The organism is Streptomyces violaceus (assembly GCF_036014075.1).
GTDB lineage: Bacteria > Actinomycetota > Actinomycetes > Streptomycetales > Streptomycetaceae > Streptomyces > Streptomyces violaceus.
Genome location: NZ_CP107911.1, coordinates 2,106,575 through 2,123,175, shown reverse-complemented (window position 1 = coordinate 2,123,175; position 16,601 = coordinate 2,106,575). Strand labels below are relative to the sequence as shown.

Below are 16,601 nucleotides of genomic sequence, written 5' to 3'. Positions count from 1 at the left end.
GCGTGTCGCTGTTGGGCCGAACGGGTGACTCTGCGCAAGAATTGCCCGATGCAGACAGTCAGCGCGAGCCAGGACGGAGCATGCCGGTGAACAGCCACGATGTCACCGACGAACAGTGGGAGGGGCTCGCCCAGGTCGTGCCGCTGCGGGGCCGGGACGCCTGGCCGTCCTCCGTCGGCCACCGTTCCATACCCGAGGCCGAGACGGAGACGCGCCGCCGCTTCGTCGTCCTGCGGGTGAACGTCTTCGCCGACGCCCGCGACGTCGCCGAGAGGCTGATGGCGGGGGTGCCCGTGCTGCTCGACCTGACCGGCGCGGAGACGGAGGTCGCCAAACGCGTCCTCGACTTCAGCACGGGCGTCGTCTTCGGCCTGGCGAGCGGGATGCACCGCGTGGACCGCAACGTGTTCCTGCTGACACCGGCGGGCACCGAGGTGACGGGGCTGATGGAGGGGGCCGGGCTTCCAGGGGTGTGACGGTAGCTCGATCGTAGGAACGCCCCGGAGACGGAACGGTTCGTCCTGTCGCCGGAGCCCTACGGTCCGGATATGAGCCAGCCCCCCGCACCCACATCCCCCGCCCCCACGTCCACGCCCTCCGCACCCCTCAGGCATCCCGACCGCCCCCGCCTTACCGAACTGCGCCTTGCCGCCTTCACGACCCACCGCCGCGCCGCGTTCCCGCTCGGGCCGCTCACCCTCCTCGCCGGCCCCAGCGGCTGCGGCAAGACCAGCGCACTGCGGGCGTACGAGGCGCTCGCCCGGCTCGGCGGCGGCGCCGGGCTCGGCGAGGCGTTCCCGGACGCCGTCGCCTGCGTGCCGGAGCGGGCCCGGCCCGACGCGCAGCGCCGCCGCGGCTTCCGTATCGGCTGCACGGCCGACGGCCCCGCGGGCCCGGTCCGGCTCGACGTGGCCGTGCAGGCCGAACCCGAACTGCGGATCGTGGGCGAGCGGTTGACGGCCGACGGTCTGATCCTCCTGGAAACCGCCCTGCGCGACCCCGGGAAACGCGCCGTACAGGCCGCCTGGCACACGGCCGGGCCGACGCCGGTGACCCGCGGCCCGCTGCCGGACGACCGGCTCGGCACGGCCCTGCTGCCACTGCGCGTGGCAGGAAAGACACCCGGCCAGCGCAGGGTGCTTGCCGCGGCCGAGCAGATGGTGGTCGCCCTGCGCGCCGTCTTCGCCTGCGACCCCCAGCCCGCCCGGATGCGCGGCACCGTACCGTCCGGCTCCGGCCGGCTGCTCGGTGGCTGCGGCAATCTGGCCGACGTACTGGAGCGCACCCGCACCGAGTGCGGACGGCGGCACGCGCTGTTCGTGGCGGCGGTACGCGCTGGCTGCGCCGGGCCGGTCGCCGACGTCCTCGCCCGGGCGGAGGAGGGAACGGGAACGGTCCGTGCGACGCTCGACCGGGGTGACGGTGTCCGTACCGACCTGCGACGGCTCGGCGACGGCGAACTGCGGTACGTAGCACTCGCGTTGGTCCTGCTCACCGGACCGGGCGTGCTGGAGGTCGACCCGGCCGGCGAGGTGCCCGCCGCGCTCCAGACGCTCACCGTCCTCGCCGACGGCTTCGACCGGGGCCTGGACGGACGGCAGCGGCTGGAACTGCTGCGACTGGCGGCCCGGATGTGCGACCGAGGGCACATCCGGCTCGTCGGCGCCGTCAGCGACGCCTCATGGGCCGCCGGGACGGAGGGTGTCACGGTGGTACACCTGAACCGTGACTGATCCCCTGGACGTGGCCGGACTGCAACGCCGCCTGGCCGATTTCGCGGCCGCGCGGAACTGGCAGCAGTACCACACCCCCAAGAACCTGGTCGCCGCGCTCAGCGTGGAGGCCTCCGAACTGGTCGAGATCTTCCAGTGGTTGACCCCCGAGGAGTCGGCCCGCGTCATGACCGACCCCGACACCGCGCCCCGCGTCACCGACGAGGTCGCCGACGTCCTCGCGTATCTGCTCCAGCTGTGCGAGGTGCTCGGCATCGACCCACTGGCGGCGCTGGATGCGAAGATCGACCGGAACGAGCGGAGGTTCCCGGCCCAGGAGTAGCCAAGTCCGTTTGTACGCTGTGTAACCAAAATGCGGTTCGAATCCGAATTGTTGTCCGCAATTTTCCGTCTTCCTCTGGCTTTTGGTCTCACACCCCTTCACTCTGGGTAGTGAACTAGGGAGTTCGGGCAGGCGTACGCGCGGGAGCGCGTCGGGACAGACGGGGGCAGCGCATGGACGCGGTGCGGCTCATCGTGACGAGCAGGCGGTCCCTGGCCGCGGGCGGCGACGTGCGGGAGGTCCTGGCCGAGGTGTGGCAGGCGCAGGCCCTCGCACAGGCGATCGGCAGCCGTCTCGCGGTCGCCGGACCGCCCGAACTGCGAGGCGAGGCACTGGGGTTGACGGAGTTGGCGGGCCGAGGCTGCGGCGTCCTCGACCCGCCCGAACTGGCCCCTGGTGAGCTGCGGGCGGGCCAGCTCACCGAGTTGGGCGACGCCCGCCACACCCTGATGTTCCTCGGCGGCCTCCTCGGCGAGGTCGGCATCGCCCTCGTCGGCCTCGCCTGCGCCGCGGACGACGAGGGCACGTACTGGCAGTGCATGGAGGCCATCGACGCGGCGGACGAGTCCCGCGACCGCGTCCTCGAAATGCTCCGCAGACTCGCGGACCGCGAGCAGGTGGTACCGGAGAGGGAGGCGGGCTAGGAGAGGAACCGTTCCTGGCGTGCCGGCCGGCGGGGGAGTGCCCGGTGCGGGCGGGTGGGGGTTGTTCGCGCGGTTCCCCGCGCCCCCTGGGGCCGGGTCATTGCTGGGCCCCTGCCTTTGCCGCGGCGCCGTTGTGGCCGGGCGCGCCCCGCGGCGGAGCCGCATATCGACACAGCCCCGCGCCCCTTGAGAGCGATCCCGGACGACACCGCCTCAGGCCGAACGCCCCGGCACAAGCCCCGCCGACGAACGTCGCCCCCGCCCCGGACACCCCCGCCCCGGACACCCCCGCCCCGGACACCCCCGCCCGAACACCCCCACCCCGGACACCCCCACCCCGAACACCCCCACCCCGGCCCTCAGCCGACCGGGCCCTCCTCGCCCGGCCCCCGGCCGGCGTCCCCCGCTGCCTGAAGATCCGCGTCCAACGCCGACAGGTCCGCGTTCAACGCCGCCATCAGCTCCTCCATCTGCTGCAACAGCCCTTTCGGCTGCCCGGTCCCGCCCTGTTGCGGCACGGTCTCTTCGGACATGACGGCCTCCTCGGCCCATGGCCCCCGGGGAGGCCGACGCGGGTGACGCCCCGGCGGTCGTCGGCCGGTGCGGAAGCCGGGGGCTCCGGCTCCGCCCGAGCCAACGATCACCACCGGGGCCGGTCACTGGCCGGGGCAGGCGGCACCCGCGGTATGCACGTAATTTCACCCGACCGGGGACCGCGCGGGACAGGGGACCGACCACGTCGCCCCGCACCCCGGCGTGCAGGATGGAAGCATGGATCTCCGCATCTTCACCGAGCCCCAGCAGGGGGCCACCTATGACACGCTGCTCGCCGTCGCCAAGGCCACCGAGGACCTCGGCTTCGACGCCTTCTTCCGTTCCGACCACTATCTCCGCATGGGCTCCGGCGACGGCCTGCCCGGCCCCACCGACGCCTGGCTCACCCTGGCCGGACTCGCCCGCGAGACCAAGCGCATCCGGCTCGGCACCCTGATGACCGCCGGCACCTTCCGGCTGCCCGGCGTGCTCGCCATCCAGGTCGCGCAGGTCGACCAGATGTCCGGCGGCCGCGTCGAGCTCGGCCTCGGCACCGGCTGGTTCGAGGAGGAGCACAAGGCCTACGGCATCCCGTTCCCCAAGGAGAAGTTCTCCCGCCTCGAGGAGCAGCTGGAGATCGTCACCGGCCTCTGGGCGACGGAACTCGGCAAGACCTTCGACTTCCACGGCACCCACTACGACCTCACGGACTCTCCGGCGCTGCCCAAGCCCGCGCAGAAGAAGATCCCCGTGCTCGTCGGGGGACACGGCGCCACCCGCACCCCGCGGCTGGCCGCACAGTACGCCGACGAGTTCAACATCCCCTTCGCCTCCGTCGAGGACAGCGAGCGCCAGTTCGGCCGGGTACGCGCCGCCGCCGAGGAGGCCGGCCGCGACGGCGACGACCTGACCTACTCCAACGCCCTCGTCGTCTGCGTCGGCCGGGACGAGGCGGAGGTCGCCCGCCGGGCCGCCGCGATCGGCCGTGAGGCCGACGAGCTGAGGCTCAACGGCCTGGCCGGCTCCCCGTCCGAGGTCGTCGACAAGATCGGCCGCTACGCCGAGATCGGCGCCCGGCGGATCTACCTCCAGATCCTCGACCTGGACGACCTCGACCACCTGGAGCTGATCTCCTCGCAGGTGCGGTCGCAGCTGCCGTAAGGCCGGCACGGCACGTCGGCCGTCCGGCGGATCGGGCCGTGGAGCGCGATCCGCCGGGCCTGGGTCAGGGTTTGCGTGCGACCGCCACGTAGAGGGGGATCTCCTCGCCCCCGCCGTCGCCTTCGCGCGGTTCGCCGAGTTCGGGGTGCCACCGCGCGGCCAGGACCACACCGGGGTCCACCAGCTCGAGGCCAGTGAAGAACTCCGAGAACTCTCCGAGGCTGCGCACCTGTGCCGCCGTGCCGCCCTTGCGGTACACCTCGACGACCCGCTCCCAGGTCTCCGGGTCGAAGTCCCCCGTCGCATGGGACAGCGTCAAGCAGCTCCCGGACGCCAGGGGTTCGAGAAGCTCGCGCACGATCCGGCGGGGCTCGTCCTCGTCCGCCACCAGGTGCAGCAGAGCCACGAGGGACAGCGCGACCGGCCGGCCGAAGTCGAGGGTCTCCCGTGCCGCCGCGATGATCTTTCCCGGTTCCCGTACATCGCCCGCGACATAGGCGGTCTTACCTTCACGCGTGCTGTGCAGCAGGGCCTCGGCGTGCCGGAGGACGATCGGATCGTTGTCCGCGTACACCACCCGGGCCTCCGGGGCGACCCCTTGGACGATCTGGTGGAGGTTCGGCTCGGTCGGTATGCCGGTGCCTATGTCGAGGAACTGACGGAGCCCTCGCTCGGCCAGCAGCCGGGAGGCGCGTTGCATGAACGAACGGTTGGTCCGCGCCATCGTGCTGACGGCGGGGAAGAGGGAGGTCACCTGCTCGGCCGCTGCCGCGTCGACCGGGTAGTTGTCCTTCCCGCCGAGGAAGTAGTCGTACATCCGCGCCGAGTGGGGCTTTCCGGTGTCGATGTCGTCCGCGCTGCGCCCGGCGTCTGTCACGTGAGGCCTCCACATCTGTACGTGCGTGATCTGTACGTGCGTGGGCGCCCCTCGCGCAATGTCCGCATCCCCTCGAACGCCCGGTCGACCGGGAGGCTAGCGAAAATTCCCGGGTCCCGTCGGCGCCCTCTCTGTACGGTGGCCGTATCCGCAGTTCAGACCACTGATCAAAGGTCGACCTACCGTGTTTCTGACCATCACCACGACCGGCACCCCGGAGCGCCCCGCCACCGATCTCGGCTACCTGCTGCACAAGCACCCCGAGAAGGCCCAGGCGTTCTCCACCTCCTACGGCACGGCCCACGTCCTCTACCCCGAGGCGGACGCCGAGCGCTGCACGGCGGCGCTGCTGCTGGAGGTGGACGCGGTGGCACTGGTCAGGCGTGGCAAGGGCAAGGGCCGGGGCGGAGCCCCGGACGCGGCACTCGCGCAGTACGTCAACGACCGCCCGTACGCGGCCTCCTCCCTTCTCGCCGTGGCACTGAGCGGCGTCTTCTCCAGCGCGATGAAGGGCGTCTGCAACGCCCGGCCCGAACTGCCCGCCCTGCCCCGGCCGTTGCGGATCGAGGTGCTGGCGCTGCCCGCCCGCGGCGGCCCCGGGCTCGTACGGCGGCTCTTCGAGCCGCTGGGCTGGACGGTCACCGCCGAGCCCGTGCCCCTGGACACCGAGTTCCCGCAGTGGGGGGACTCGCGCTACGTCCGCCTCGAACTGGAGTCCACGGACCGCACCCTCGCCGAGGCCCTGCGCCACCTCTACGTCCTGCTCCCGGTCCTGGACGACGCCAAGCACTACTGGGTCGCCCCCGACGAGGTGGACAAGCTGCTGCGCGCCGGCGAGGGCTGGCTGCCCGGCCACCCGGAGCAGAAGCTGATCACCAGCCGCTACCTCGCGCGCCGCTGGTCGCTGACCCGTGCCGCGACGGAGCGGCTGGAGCTGGTACGGCTGGCCGAGACGGACGACAGCGAGGTGGAGGAGATCGACAACGCGGTCGGGGCGGAGACCGAGACCGAGGAACGGCCGACCCCGCTGGCCGTGCAGCGCCGGGAGGCCATCACCGCCGCACTCAAGGCGTCCGGGGCCGCCCGTGTCCTGGATCTCGGCTGCGGCCAGGGCCAGTTGGTGCAGACGCTGCTCAAGGACCCGGCGTTCACCGAAATCGTGGGAGTGGACGTGTCGATGCGGGCGCTCACCATCGCCTCCCGGCGGCTCAAGCTGGACCGCATGGGGGAGCGGCAGGCCGCGCGCGTCAAGCTCTTCCAGGGCTCGCTCGCCTACACCGACCAGCGGATCAAGGGCTACGACGCCGCCGTGCTCAGCGAGGTGATCGAGCACCTCGACCTGCCCCGGCTGCCGGCCCTGGAGTACGCCGTGTTCGGCTCGGCCCGCCCGCGTACGGTCCTCGTGACGACCCCGAACGTCGAGTACAACGTGCGCTGGGAGAGCCTGCCGGCCGGCCAGGTCCGGCACGGCGACCACCGCTTCGAATGGACCCGCGCCGAGTTCCGGGCCTGGGCGGAGGCGGTGGCCGAACGGCACGGGTACGGCGCGGAGTTCGTACCTGTCGGCCCCGACGACCCTGAGGTGGGGCCGCCCACCCAGATGGCCGTGTTCACCCTGACCACCCCGAAGGAGGCGAAGGCGGCATGACCGACGTACGCGAGGGGCGCGTCCTGCCCGTCACCGACCTCTCCCTGGTGGTGCTCGTCGGCGCCTCCGGCTCCGGCAAGTCCACCTTCGCCCGCAGGAACTTCAAGCCCACCGAGATCATCTCGTCCGACTTCTGCCGCGGCCTCGTCTCGGACGACGAGAACGACCAGAGCGCCACCAAGGACGCCTTCGACGTCCTGCACTACATCGCGGGCAAGCGCCTCGCCGCCGGCCGCCGCACCGTCGTGGACGCGACCAGCGTGCAGCCCGACGCCCGCCGCCAGCTGATCGACCTGGCCAGGCAGTACGACGTCCTGCCGATAGCCATCGTGCTCGACGTGCCCGAGGAGGTGTGCGCCGAGCGCAACGCGGGCCGCACCGACCGCGCGGACATGCCCCGCCGCGTCATCCACCGCCACACCCGGGAACTGCGCCGCTCCCTCAGGCACCTGGAGCGCGAGGGCTTCCGCAAGGTGCACGTCCTGCGGGGCGCCGCCGAGGTCGAGCACGCCACGATCGTCACCGAGAAGCGCTTCAACGACCTGACCCACCTCACCGGCCCCTTCGACATCGTGGGCGACATCCACGGCTGCGCCGCCGAACTGGAGTCGCTGCTCGGCAAGCTGGGCTACACCGACGGAGTCCACCCCGAGGGCCGTACCGCCGTCTTCGTCGGCGACCTGGTCGACCGCGGCCCCGACAGCCCGGGCGTGCTGCGCCGAGTCATGGCGATGGTGAAGTCCGGCAATGCCCTGTGCGTGCCCGGCAACCACGAGAACAAGTACGGCCGCCACCTGCGCGGCCGCAAGGTCCAGCACACCCACGGCCTCGCCGAGACCATCGAGCAGATGGCGGGCGAGAGCGAGGAGTTCGTCGCCGAGGTACGGGAGTTCCTCGACGGCCTCGTCAGCCACTACGTCCTCGACGGCGGCCGGCTGGTCGTCTGCCACGCCGGTCTGCCCGAGAAGTACCACGGCCGCACGTCCGGCCGGGTCCGCAGCCACGCCCTGTACGGCGACACGACCGGGGAGACCGACGAGTTCGGGCTGCCGGTGCGCTACCCGTGGGCGGAGGACTACCGAGGCCGGGCCGCCGTCGTCTACGGCCACACCCCCGTCCCGGAGGCCACCTGGCTCAACAACACCATCTGCCTGGACACCGGCGCCGTCTTCGGCGGCAAGCTCACCGCGCTGCGCTGGCCGGAGCGAGAGCTGGTCGACGTAGCGGCGGAGCGCGTCTGGTACGAGCCGGCGAAGCCGCTGCGCACCGAGGCCCCCGGCGGGCACGACGGCCGCCCGCTGGACCTGGCGGACGTGCACGGCCGCAGGATCGTGGAGACCCGCCACCAGGGCCGTATCTCGATCCGTGAGGAGAACGCGGCGGCGGCCCTCGAGGTCATGAGCCGCTTCGCGGTGGACCCACGGCTGCTGCCGTACCTCCCGCCGACGATGGCACCGACGGCGACCAGCAAGGTCGACGGCTACCTCGAACACCCGGTGGAGGCCTTCGCGCAGTACGCGGCGGACGGTGTCGAGCGGGTCGTGTGCGAGGAGAAGCACATGGGATCGCGGGCCGTGGTCCTGGTGTGCAGGGACACGGAGACGGCCCGCAGGCGCTTCGGGGTGGGAGGCACCTCCCGCTCGAGCGCAGCCGGGAGTGGGGGAGGCCCCACCGGGTCCCTCTACACCCGCACCGGCCGCCGGTTCCTCGACGACGACGCCCTCACCTCGGAGATCCTCGACCGGGTGCGCACGGCGATCGGCGAGGCCGGCCTGTGGGACGAACTGGCGACCGACTGGCTGCTGCTGGACGCCGAGCTGATGCCCTGGTCGCTGAAGGCGTCCGGGCTGCTGCGGTCGCAGTACGCCGCCGTGGGTGCCGCGTCCGGCGCGGTGCTGCCGGGAGCGCGGGCCGCGCTGGAGGGCGCGGCCGCGCGGGGCGTGGACGTGACCGGCCTGCTGGCCCGCACCCGCGAACGGTCCGCCGACGCCGCCGCGTTCACCGAGGCGTACCGCCGCTACTGCTGGACCACGGACGGCCTGGACGGCGTCCACTTGGCACCGTTCCAGATCCTCGCGGTGCAGGGCCGCAGCCTCACGGCCCTGCCCCACGACGAGCAGCTCGCCCTGCTCGACCGGCTCGTCGAACACGACGGCAGCGGCCTGCTCCGGACCACCCGGCGGCTGTACGTCGACACGGCCGACCCCGAGTCCGTCCAGGCCGGTGTCGACTGGTGGCTGGAGATGACCGGCCGCGGCGGCGAGGGCATGGTCGTCAAGCCGGCTGGCGCACTCGTCCGCGACCCCCAGGGCCGTCTCGTCCAGCCCGGCATCAAGTGCCGCGGCCGCGAGTACCTGCGGATCATCTACGGCCCCGAGTACACCCGCCCGGAGAACCTGGCCCGTCTGCGCTCGCGGTTCCTCAACCACAAGCGGTCCCTGGCGATCCGCGAGTACGCCCTGGGTCTGGAGGCCCTGGACCGGCTGGCCGACGGCGAACCGCTGTGGCGGGTGCACGAGGCGGTCTTCGGCGTGCTGGCCCTGGAATCGGAACCGGTGGACCCGAGGCTGTGAGCAGGTGGGCGATGAACTACTGTCGCCCACCTGCGCTTTGTGACGCCCGATGCCGAGCGACCCTGGTTAGAGAGGGATCGACGTGCTACGTTCGCTGGTCAGTCAGGTGTACCGGCTCGTGGGGGAAGGTCGGTGGAGACAGCGGCTGGATTAGGCGAGTTCGGGCGTGCGCCGGGAGGATCTCTGCTGTTCCGCCTGACAGAGGCGCTGTGCGAACTGAACTGTGTCGAGGATCAGCCGGGGCGGGTCTTCTTCGCCGGAGTTCTCGCGGATCAGTTGAACGTGCACGTCGATCTGCGCGGAACCAGGCAGCGCGAAGACGTCATCGCTCTGGTGCGAGCCTCGCTGAGCGTACCCGACGGCGAGCGTGCGCTGGTCGACGTGGTGCGGCTCTTCGAAGGTTCGTCGGTCGCCGCCGAGTTCGAGCAGTTGCTGACTTCCGGAAGACATCAGCAGAGTCTCTCCTTACCTCTGCCCGGACCGCTGACCCGGCGTGACACGGATGCGGCTCTCGCGCTTCTGGACGCTGTGGACGGGCAGCTGCCCGGGGCAGCACTTCGCGACGGACTCGCCAGAGAGCTGCACCTCGAGATGCCACCACGGCTTACCCCCGGTCGGCTCTTCGTGCACCTCACGGAGCTGAACGTGCAGCCGGACGGTTTACCGCCGGCCGTGCTTCTCATCGAGCACGCGGCGGGGCTGATCCGGGCGCCAGGCTGGCAACACGCCCTGTCCTCCTGGGCCCGGGGCTGGGCAGAGAGGTCGGGCCTGCTCACGGCACTCGAACGGCGCCGGGCTCACCGGGTGAGAGCCACTCCCGACCCGACGATTCCCCGAAGCCTGGTCGTGACCGTGGAACCAGCGGGCGACGGATCCGGAGACATCGTGGTCCGTCCCTGGCTCAACACGGTCCCCGGCTACTGGCAACCACAGCCGTCCCTGCCCGAGACGATCAGCCTCGACGGACTCGGCGACGCGGTGGAGCGTGCTCTGCGCCAGGTGGTGCGGCTCGCCTCAGGGCTTCCGGATACCGCGCCGGACGGCGCCGAAGCCTCGCCGCCCTACGTCGAGTTCGTCCTCCCGTACACGTTGCTGAATCACAACGTGGCGGGTCTGACCATCCGTTCGGGAGACGGTAAACCGCTGCCCCTCGGGCTGAAGTACGCAGTGCACCTCCGCAGCCTGGAGCGGATGCGCACCGACGATGTCCTGGTCAGGGCTCAGTGGCAGGAACGGTGGATCAGACTGCAGAGCCAGGGCATCGCCGTCCACGGCTGGCGGGTGTCCGATACCGACGCACTTGACGAGTGGCAGGCCGCCCTCGCCGCCGAACCCGGCCGCACGGCCGCGGTGCTCGATGCTCCTGACGGAGGCCCGGCCACGGAAGCCCTCAAGGCGGCCATCGCCGAAGGGATCGCCCTCGCCGTCTGGGACCGCAGGGGTACGTTCCTCGAGGAGCGCCGCGAGGTGGTCACGGCCGTCTTCGCCGCCGTGCAGCGGCCGACACAGCTCCCCCTGGTCATCCATCGACTCCGGCGCAGGGCGGAACTCGACGCCGCCGGGCCCCTGCTGCTCGGTCGGCACATCGCCTTCTTCTGGGACGACCCGAACAGGCTCGTGGACATCCAGACAGCCGCCGACCACGACCCGGCGGACGAGTCCGCCATCGGTCAGCCCGACAGCAAGAACACCACCGACAGTGAGGAGGCCCCGGTATGAGCGGGTCGGAACCGGCGGAGGCGGAAAACTGGCGAGTCTTCCGAGCCACGGGAGCCGCCCCGCGAGGGACGCTGCCCCCGCTGCCGCCGGTGCCGCCCTGGCGCCGGTTCCGTGGCGACCCACCGCAGCCTCCACCACCCGAGGACGAGGAGTCCGCGACGCGCCGCCTCGGTCAGGTCGATGCCGTTCCACAGCTCGACGGCGAGAGTACCGACATCGTCAATGCCGCCCTGCTGCTGCGCAGGCCCCTGCTGGTCACCGGCTCACCCGGCGTGGGCAAGTCGACACTCGCCTACCTCATGGCTCGCGAGCTCGGTCTCGGGCGCGTGCTGGAGTGGAACATCGTCAGCCGGACCACCCTGCGCGACGGGCTGTACGCCCATGACGCGCTTGGCCGTGCTCAGGCCATCGCGGCATGGCGAGCCGGGCTGAGCTCGGCAGGAGCGGCCGGCGATGCCGCCGGAGCCGGCGACGGACCACCACCCCCCACCATCGGTGACTTCATCACGCTTGGCCCCCTCGGCACAGCCCTGCTGCCCTACGAGCGTCCTCGCGTGTTGCTCGTCGACGAACTCGACAAGAGCGACATCGACCTGCCCAACGACCTCTTGCACGTGCTGGAGAACGGCAGCTATGACATCCCGGAGCTGGTGCGGGACACGCAGGAAAGCGCGACTGTGCACACCAGTGATCCAGGGGTGCACGCCGTGGTGCGGCGAGGCCGGGTGGAATGCCGGGAGTTCCCTGTCGTGGTGATCACCAGCAATGGGGAACGGGAGTTCCCGGCCGCATTCCGTCGGCGTTGTCTTCCGCTTGCGATGCGCACCCCCAGCCGCGAGCAACTGCTCGCCATCGTGGAAAGCCACCTGAGGGCACGGCCGCCGGACGCCGAGGCCCTCGTGGACCTGTTCGTCAAACGGATCGAGGCGGGAGGAATGCATTCCCTGGACCAGCTGCTCAATGCTGTCCAGCTCACTTCCGCGGGTACCTTCCGGGCCGATGAGGGTGGCCGCAAGCTCCTGGAGATGCTGCTGCGTGACCTGGCGAAGGGCCGTTGAGTGGACGGGGTGCCCGACAAGCCCGCACCGGGGCCCGACGCGGGCGCCGCCGGCACGAGAACCGCGGCGCAGCCCCCGCCGGGACCCTCATTGTCCGCTCCGCAATCGCCCACCCCCCGCTGGCAAGACCTCGCGGACGCCGTCTGGCTGAGCGCCCACTGGACGCGCACCGGTCGCCCCGTCCGCACGGACGCAAACCCGCCGGACAAGGAGCAGCGGGAAGGCGGGACAGCGGGACTTGCGAGCCCACCGCCGCCCGAGGAGCCCGCGGATCCGCCGAGGGACGACACGAGCACACCCCCACCCTCCTTGTTCACGCCCGACCCGGACGGCTACGACCGGGTGCAGCTCGGCAGACCCGTCCTCCCCCGGACAGCGTCCCGCACATCGGAGCGGAACCGCCCTGCCGCCGCGCTCGCCCGGGCCCTGCACCGCCTCGCCCGCCAGGTGCCCTCCCACGACGCCGTGCGACTGGACGAAGAGGCCACCGCCGAACGGGGCGTCTTCGACGAGCTCTGGATCCCCACCTTCCAGCCCGCCGACGCCACCGCGTTCGAGTTGGTGCTCCTCGTCGACGACGCCCCCACCATGGCGATCTGGGGTGAGGAGACGGCCGCTGTGGCCGCCGCAGCCGAACACAGCGGTGCCTTCCGGGCCGTACGGACAGTGAGGATGGCGGTGACCCCGAGCGGTGAACCGACACTGCGATGGAGCGCGGCGGGGACCGCACTCGACCCAGGGGAGATCCTCAACGGCCGAAGAGACCGTGTCTTCCTCGTCGTCACCGACGGGCTCGCCCATGGCTGGGCCGCATCCGGCGCCGACCACCTCCTCGATCGCCTCGGCCGGGCCGGCCCCACCGCCCTCGTGCACCTGCTGCCGCCGCACATGCGACACCGCTCCTCCCTGTATCCCCACCCCGCGGAGCTGGAGGCCGGAGGCTTCGGCGAGGCCAACCACCGCCTAGGCCTCGGGCCGTCGGCGGGCGGGCCCGACCCGATGCGTCCCCTGCCTCACCTGTCCGACGAAGCCGTGCCCGTCCCGGTACTGTCGTTGAAGGCTGGCTCCTTCGCTGCCTGGGCCGACCTGGTCATGGGAGAACGGGGCGTGCGCCGTGCGCTGCCCGCCGTAGTCGTGGGATCGCTGCACCGGGGAACTCCCGCGCCCGGACTGCGCGCCCCTAGCCGATCAGGAGCGAGCGACACGGTGGGCCGCTTCTTCACTCTGGCCACACCAGCGGCCCGTAGGCTCGCGACGCAGATCGCCGCGATCCCCCTCGAGTTCGAGCTCATCGAGCAGTTGCGCAAGCGGACCATGCCGTCCGCCGGCCCTGAACACCTCGCCGAGATCCTCATGGGCGGCCTGATCGACTGGGACGGCCACGACACGGAGCCTCCCGAGTTCGCCGCAGGAATCCGTGAAGCACTGCTCGCCACCACGACCCGCTCCCAGTTGGCCCGCATCATCCAGATCCTCGGCGAACTGCCCGCGGCAGGAGAACGCGGCGTCGCGCTGCGGGCCGCCCTGCGTGACCCCTACGGCGCGGCTCTGCCCGACTCGAACGCAGCGGCCTGGCAGCAGTCCGAGCTCGCGGTCATGCGGGCGCTGGCCGGCTCGTACTCCGAACGGGCCCGCCGTATCGAGGCCGAGCGAGGCACGCCGGGCATGGTCGGCGACCGGCCCGCAGAGCGTTCCACAGGGCTGACGCACGGGCCCGCACACGAGGGACCGGCCGCGCAGACGGCGGCAGGACCGTTCGACCTCAACCAGCACCCGACGGAGGCACGGCAGGCAATGAACAGGACTTCGGCGGCATCGCCTGCCCTCCTGGTGAACGTTCCGTTGCGGAACACGACGTTCGTCGGCCGTCAGGCACTGCTGCGGACGGTGGAGGAACAACTCGCTGCCCAGGACACTGCGGCCGTACTGCCTCATGCGCTGCACGGGTTAGGTGGCGTGGGCAAGTCTCAGCTTGTGCTGGAATACGTCTACACCCATCAGTACGACTACAAGGTGATCTGCTGGATCGCGGCCGAGCGAGAGAGTCTGGTCCTCGCCGCACTGGCGACTCTCGCCGCTCAACTGGGCGTCGCCCCGACGGATCAGGACAGCGTGGGCGTCCCTGCCGCGGGCACGGCCGTCCCCGCGGCCCTGGAAGCGCTGCGCACCGGAGTGCCGTACGACGACTGGCTGCTTGTCTTCGACAATGCCGAGGACGTCGAAATGGTGCGGAGTTACTTCCCTGCCAACGGGCCCGGGAAGATCATCGTCACCTCCCGGAACCGAACCTGGGAGCGGGTGGCCACGCCCCTGCCGGTGGACGTCTTCGAACGTGCGGAGTCCGTCGAGCTGCTCCAGAAACGGTCCCCCGACCTGTCGACCGAGGAGGCCGACCGGCTGGCCGAGGCTCTCGGCGATCTGCCCCTCGCCGTGGAACAGGCGGGTACCTGGCACGCCGTGACGGGCATGCAGGTCGATGAGTATCTCGACCTGCTCGACCGGCGCAGCCCCGAGATCCTCGATCTCGACCCGGCACCTGACTACCCCGTCTCCGTCGCCGCTGCTTGGGACATCTCACTGGAACGGCTCCGGCAGAGCAACCCCGGTGCCCGGCAGCTTCTCGACATCTGCGCCAGCATGGCCCCTGAGCCCATTCCGAGGTCCATCCTGCGTGGCAGCCGCGGCGTCACCATCACGCCCGAAATCGACCCGCTGCTGCGGGAGTCGATCAAGCTGAACCGCGCAGTCCGGGATCTCAGCCAGTTCTCCTTGGTCAAGGTCGACCCGCGGACCGACACCCTGCAGATGCACCGCCTGCTGCAGACGGTACTCCTGGCCAAGCTGAGCCCTGAGGAAAGGGAGCACATGCGGGACGCGGCACACCAGTTGCTGTCGGCCGCGAAGCCGGGACCGTACGGATCAGCCCTGGAATGGCGTGCCTACCAGGCGCTGCTTCCCCACGTACTCACCTCGCAAGCGGTGACCAGCATCGACACTTATGTGCGCGAACTGGTCTTCGACACCGTCTGGTTCCTCTACACCTGGGGCGATCACCAAGGCGCGGCGGACCTGGCCCGGCAGGCTTGGAGCGCCTGGCTGGCGGCTTCGGGAGAGGAGAATTTCCACGTCATCCGCGTGATGAAGAGTTTCGGGTTCCTGCTGCGCCAGATCGGTCAGGTTCCCGAGTCCATCCCGCTCACCGAGAGGGCGCTGGAGGTCTCCCGGCGGATGCGGGTCGAGTCCGAGGACCTGATCGACTCCCTGTGCGAGATGGCCGACGCCTGTGGCTACCAGGCCAGATTCCAAGAGGCGAGAGACTTGTGCAGGGAAGCCGCCGAGCTGGCACGGTCGCAATTCGGTCCGGACGACCCCATGACCCTGCGTGCCACCCACAGCTGGGGGGTGACGTTGCGCTGGTGCGGGCAGTTCGAGGAGGCGCTGCGCCTTGACCAGGAGAATGCCCGACTGAGGGATCTGATGTTCGGTCCCGCGAATTTTTTCACCCTCAACAGCCTCAACGCCCTTGCCCTGGACATGCTGGAAGCCGGCGACTACGCGGGCGCACGAGGCTTCCAGGAGGACGTGCACCGCCGGGTGCGTGAAGCGCTCGGAGCGGAGAACCCGCTCAGCCTGCGTATCGCCCGTACCCTCGCGGTCTGCCGACGCCGTGACGGTGCGCTCACCGAGGCCGCCCGGCTGTCGGAGGCCACCTTGCGGCGCTTCAACGCGCGCTACGGACCTGACCACTTCGACACGCTGCAGACGGCGACGAACGTTTCGGTCGACCGGCGCCTGGCCGGCCAGCTCGAGGAGTCTCAGGGGCTGGCCGAGGAGACGCTGGGACGGTATGCGTACCTCCTCGGTGAGGAGCATGCCTACTCCCTGCTGACCAGGGCCAACCTGGCCGCCACCCTGCGTGCGCTCGGCTGCCTCGACCAGGCGCGGGAGCTGGAGGACGACGCGGCCCGCAGGCTCGGCGAGACAGTGGGGCCCGGTCACGTGATCACTCTGACCGCGGCGCTCGGCCGGGCCAACACGGCCTACCTCCGGCTCGACTTCGACGAGGCACACGAGATCGACAGGGCGACTGTGCCGCTGCTGGCCGAGGTTCTGGGCGAAGAACATCCGCTGGCGCTCGCCGGCACCGCGAACCTCGCGCTCGACCTACGCGGGCTGGGCCGGGGGCCGGAGGCGGAAGAGCTGCAGCGGCAGGCGGTGGAGGGCTTCTCCCGCGCGCTCCGTGCCGACCATCCCTGGCTACTCGCGGCCGGACAGCGCCGCCGCATCGAGTGCGACATGGCGCCCATGCCGCTCTAGAGGCTGCCGACGACC

At 71.1% G+C, this 16,601-nt stretch carries 12 protein-coding genes and 1 pseudogene; 11 read left to right on the top strand and 2 right to left on the bottom strand.

Annotated elements, in window-relative coordinates:
- The first annotated feature begins 80 nt into the window (after positions 1-80).
- From OG542_RS09490 to OG542_RS09475, 4 genes are all read left to right on the top strand, one after another.
- Positions 81-476 (top strand): cell division protein SepF, encoded by a 396-nt coding sequence (locus OG542_RS09490; protein ID WP_031134653.1) that lies wholly within the window; start codon positions 81-83, stop codon positions 474-476.
- A 72-nt stretch (positions 477-548) separates the two neighbouring features.
- On the top strand, positions 549-1,733 hold the full coding sequence (locus OG542_RS09485) for an AAA family ATPase (RefSeq protein WP_328409884.1): 1,185 nt from the start codon (positions 549-551) through the stop codon (positions 1,731-1,733).
- Complete coding sequence (locus OG542_RS09480; protein WP_261684231.1) at positions 1,726-2,055, top strand: nucleotide pyrophosphohydrolase; 330 nt, start codon at positions 1,726-1,728, stop codon at positions 2,053-2,055. Before OG542_RS09485 ends, OG542_RS09480 begins: the two co-directional genes overlap by 8 nt.
- Positions 2,056-2,228: 173 nt before the next feature.
- The gene (locus tag OG542_RS09475; RefSeq protein WP_328409882.1) at positions 2,229-2,699 is read left to right on the top strand and encodes a DUF6099 family protein; all 471 of its coding nucleotides are present in this window, start codon (positions 2,229-2,231) and stop codon (positions 2,697-2,699) included.
- A 359-nt stretch (positions 2,700-3,058) separates the two neighbouring features.
- Here OG542_RS09475 and OG542_RS09470 read toward each other — a convergent pair whose 3' ends face one another.
- Positions 3,059-3,232, bottom strand: a complete 174-nt coding sequence (locus OG542_RS09470; RefSeq protein ID WP_184589512.1) for a hypothetical protein — start codon at positions 3,230-3,232, stop codon at positions 3,059-3,061.
- A 238-nt stretch (positions 3,233-3,470) separates the two neighbouring features.
- On the opposite strand from OG542_RS09470, the gene OG542_RS09465 reads away from it, so the two are divergent.
- Complete coding sequence (locus tag OG542_RS09465; protein WP_328409880.1) at positions 3,471-4,394, top strand: LLM class F420-dependent oxidoreductase; 924 nt, start codon at positions 3,471-3,473, stop codon at positions 4,392-4,394.
- A 64-nt stretch (positions 4,395-4,458) separates the two neighbouring features.
- Here the strand turns inward: OG542_RS09465 and OG542_RS09460 are convergent, their stop codons facing one another.
- Complete coding sequence (locus OG542_RS09460) at positions 4,459-5,271, bottom strand: SAM-dependent methyltransferase (RefSeq protein WP_328409879.1); 813 nt, start codon at positions 5,269-5,271, stop codon at positions 4,459-4,461.
- Between the two features lie 184 nt (positions 5,272-5,455).
- On the opposite strand from OG542_RS09460, the gene OG542_RS09455 reads away from it, so the two are divergent.
- The 6 genes and pseudogenes from OG542_RS09455 (at position 5,456) to fxsT (ending at position 16,586) form a co-directional block, all read left to right on the top strand.
- Positions 5,456-6,919 carry a 3' terminal RNA ribose 2'-O-methyltransferase Hen1 gene (locus OG542_RS09455; protein ID WP_328409877.1) on the top strand — a complete coding sequence of 488 codons (1,464 nt, stop codon included), beginning with the start codon at positions 5,456-5,458 and terminating at the stop codon, positions 6,917-6,919.
- A complete protein-coding gene (locus OG542_RS09450; RefSeq protein WP_328409875.1) occupies positions 6,916-9,492 on the top strand; it encodes a polynucleotide kinase-phosphatase in 2,577 nt (858 codons plus the stop codon). The genes OG542_RS09455 and OG542_RS09450 overlap by 4 nt, the downstream gene beginning before the upstream one ends.
- Before the next feature lie 39 nt (positions 9,493-9,531).
- Positions 9,532-10,230: pseudogene (locus OG542_RS09445) on the top strand (effector-associated domain 2-containing protein); the annotation flags it as partial.
- Positions 10,231-10,338: 108 nt separating this feature from the next.
- Entirely contained in the window at positions 10,339-11,211 is an 873-nt protein-coding gene (locus tag OG542_RS09440) for a VMAP-C domain-containing protein (protein WP_328417851.1), read from the top strand.
- On the top strand, positions 11,208-12,269 hold the full coding sequence (locus OG542_RS09435; RefSeq protein ID WP_328409873.1) for an AAA family ATPase: 1,062 nt from the start codon (positions 11,208-11,210) through the stop codon (positions 12,267-12,269). The genes OG542_RS09440 and OG542_RS09435 overlap by 4 nt, the downstream gene beginning before the upstream one ends.
- Before the next feature lie 90 nt (positions 12,270-12,359).
- Complete coding sequence (gene fxsT / locus OG542_RS09430; protein WP_328409871.1) at positions 12,360-16,586, top strand: FxSxx-COOH system tetratricopeptide repeat protein; 4,227 nt, start codon at positions 12,360-12,362, stop codon at positions 16,584-16,586.
- Positions 16,587-16,601 lie beyond the last annotated feature (15 nt).

Coding starts and splice junctions, on each gene's coding strand:
- OG542_RS09490 (WP_031134653.1), top strand. CDS start 81: ATGCCGGTGAACAGCCACGATGTCACCGACGAACAGTGGGAGGGGCTC.
- OG542_RS09485 (WP_328409884.1), top strand. CDS start 549: ATGAGCCAGCCCCCCGCACCCACATCCCCCGCCCCCACGTCCACGCCC.
- OG542_RS09475 (WP_328409882.1), top strand. CDS start 2,229: ATGGACGCGGTGCGGCTCATCGTGACGAGCAGGCGGTCCCTGGCCGCG.
- OG542_RS09470 (WP_184589512.1), bottom strand. CDS start 3,232: ATGTCCGAAGAGACCGTGCCGCAACAGGGCGGGACCGGGCAGCCGAAA.
- OG542_RS09465 (WP_328409880.1), top strand. CDS start 3,471: ATGGATCTCCGCATCTTCACCGAGCCCCAGCAGGGGGCCACCTATGAC.
- OG542_RS09450 (WP_328409875.1), top strand. CDS start 6,916: ATGACCGACGTACGCGAGGGGCGCGTCCTGCCCGTCACCGACCTCTCC.
- OG542_RS09435 (WP_328409873.1), top strand. CDS start 11,208: ATGAGCGGGTCGGAACCGGCGGAGGCGGAAAACTGGCGAGTCTTCCGA.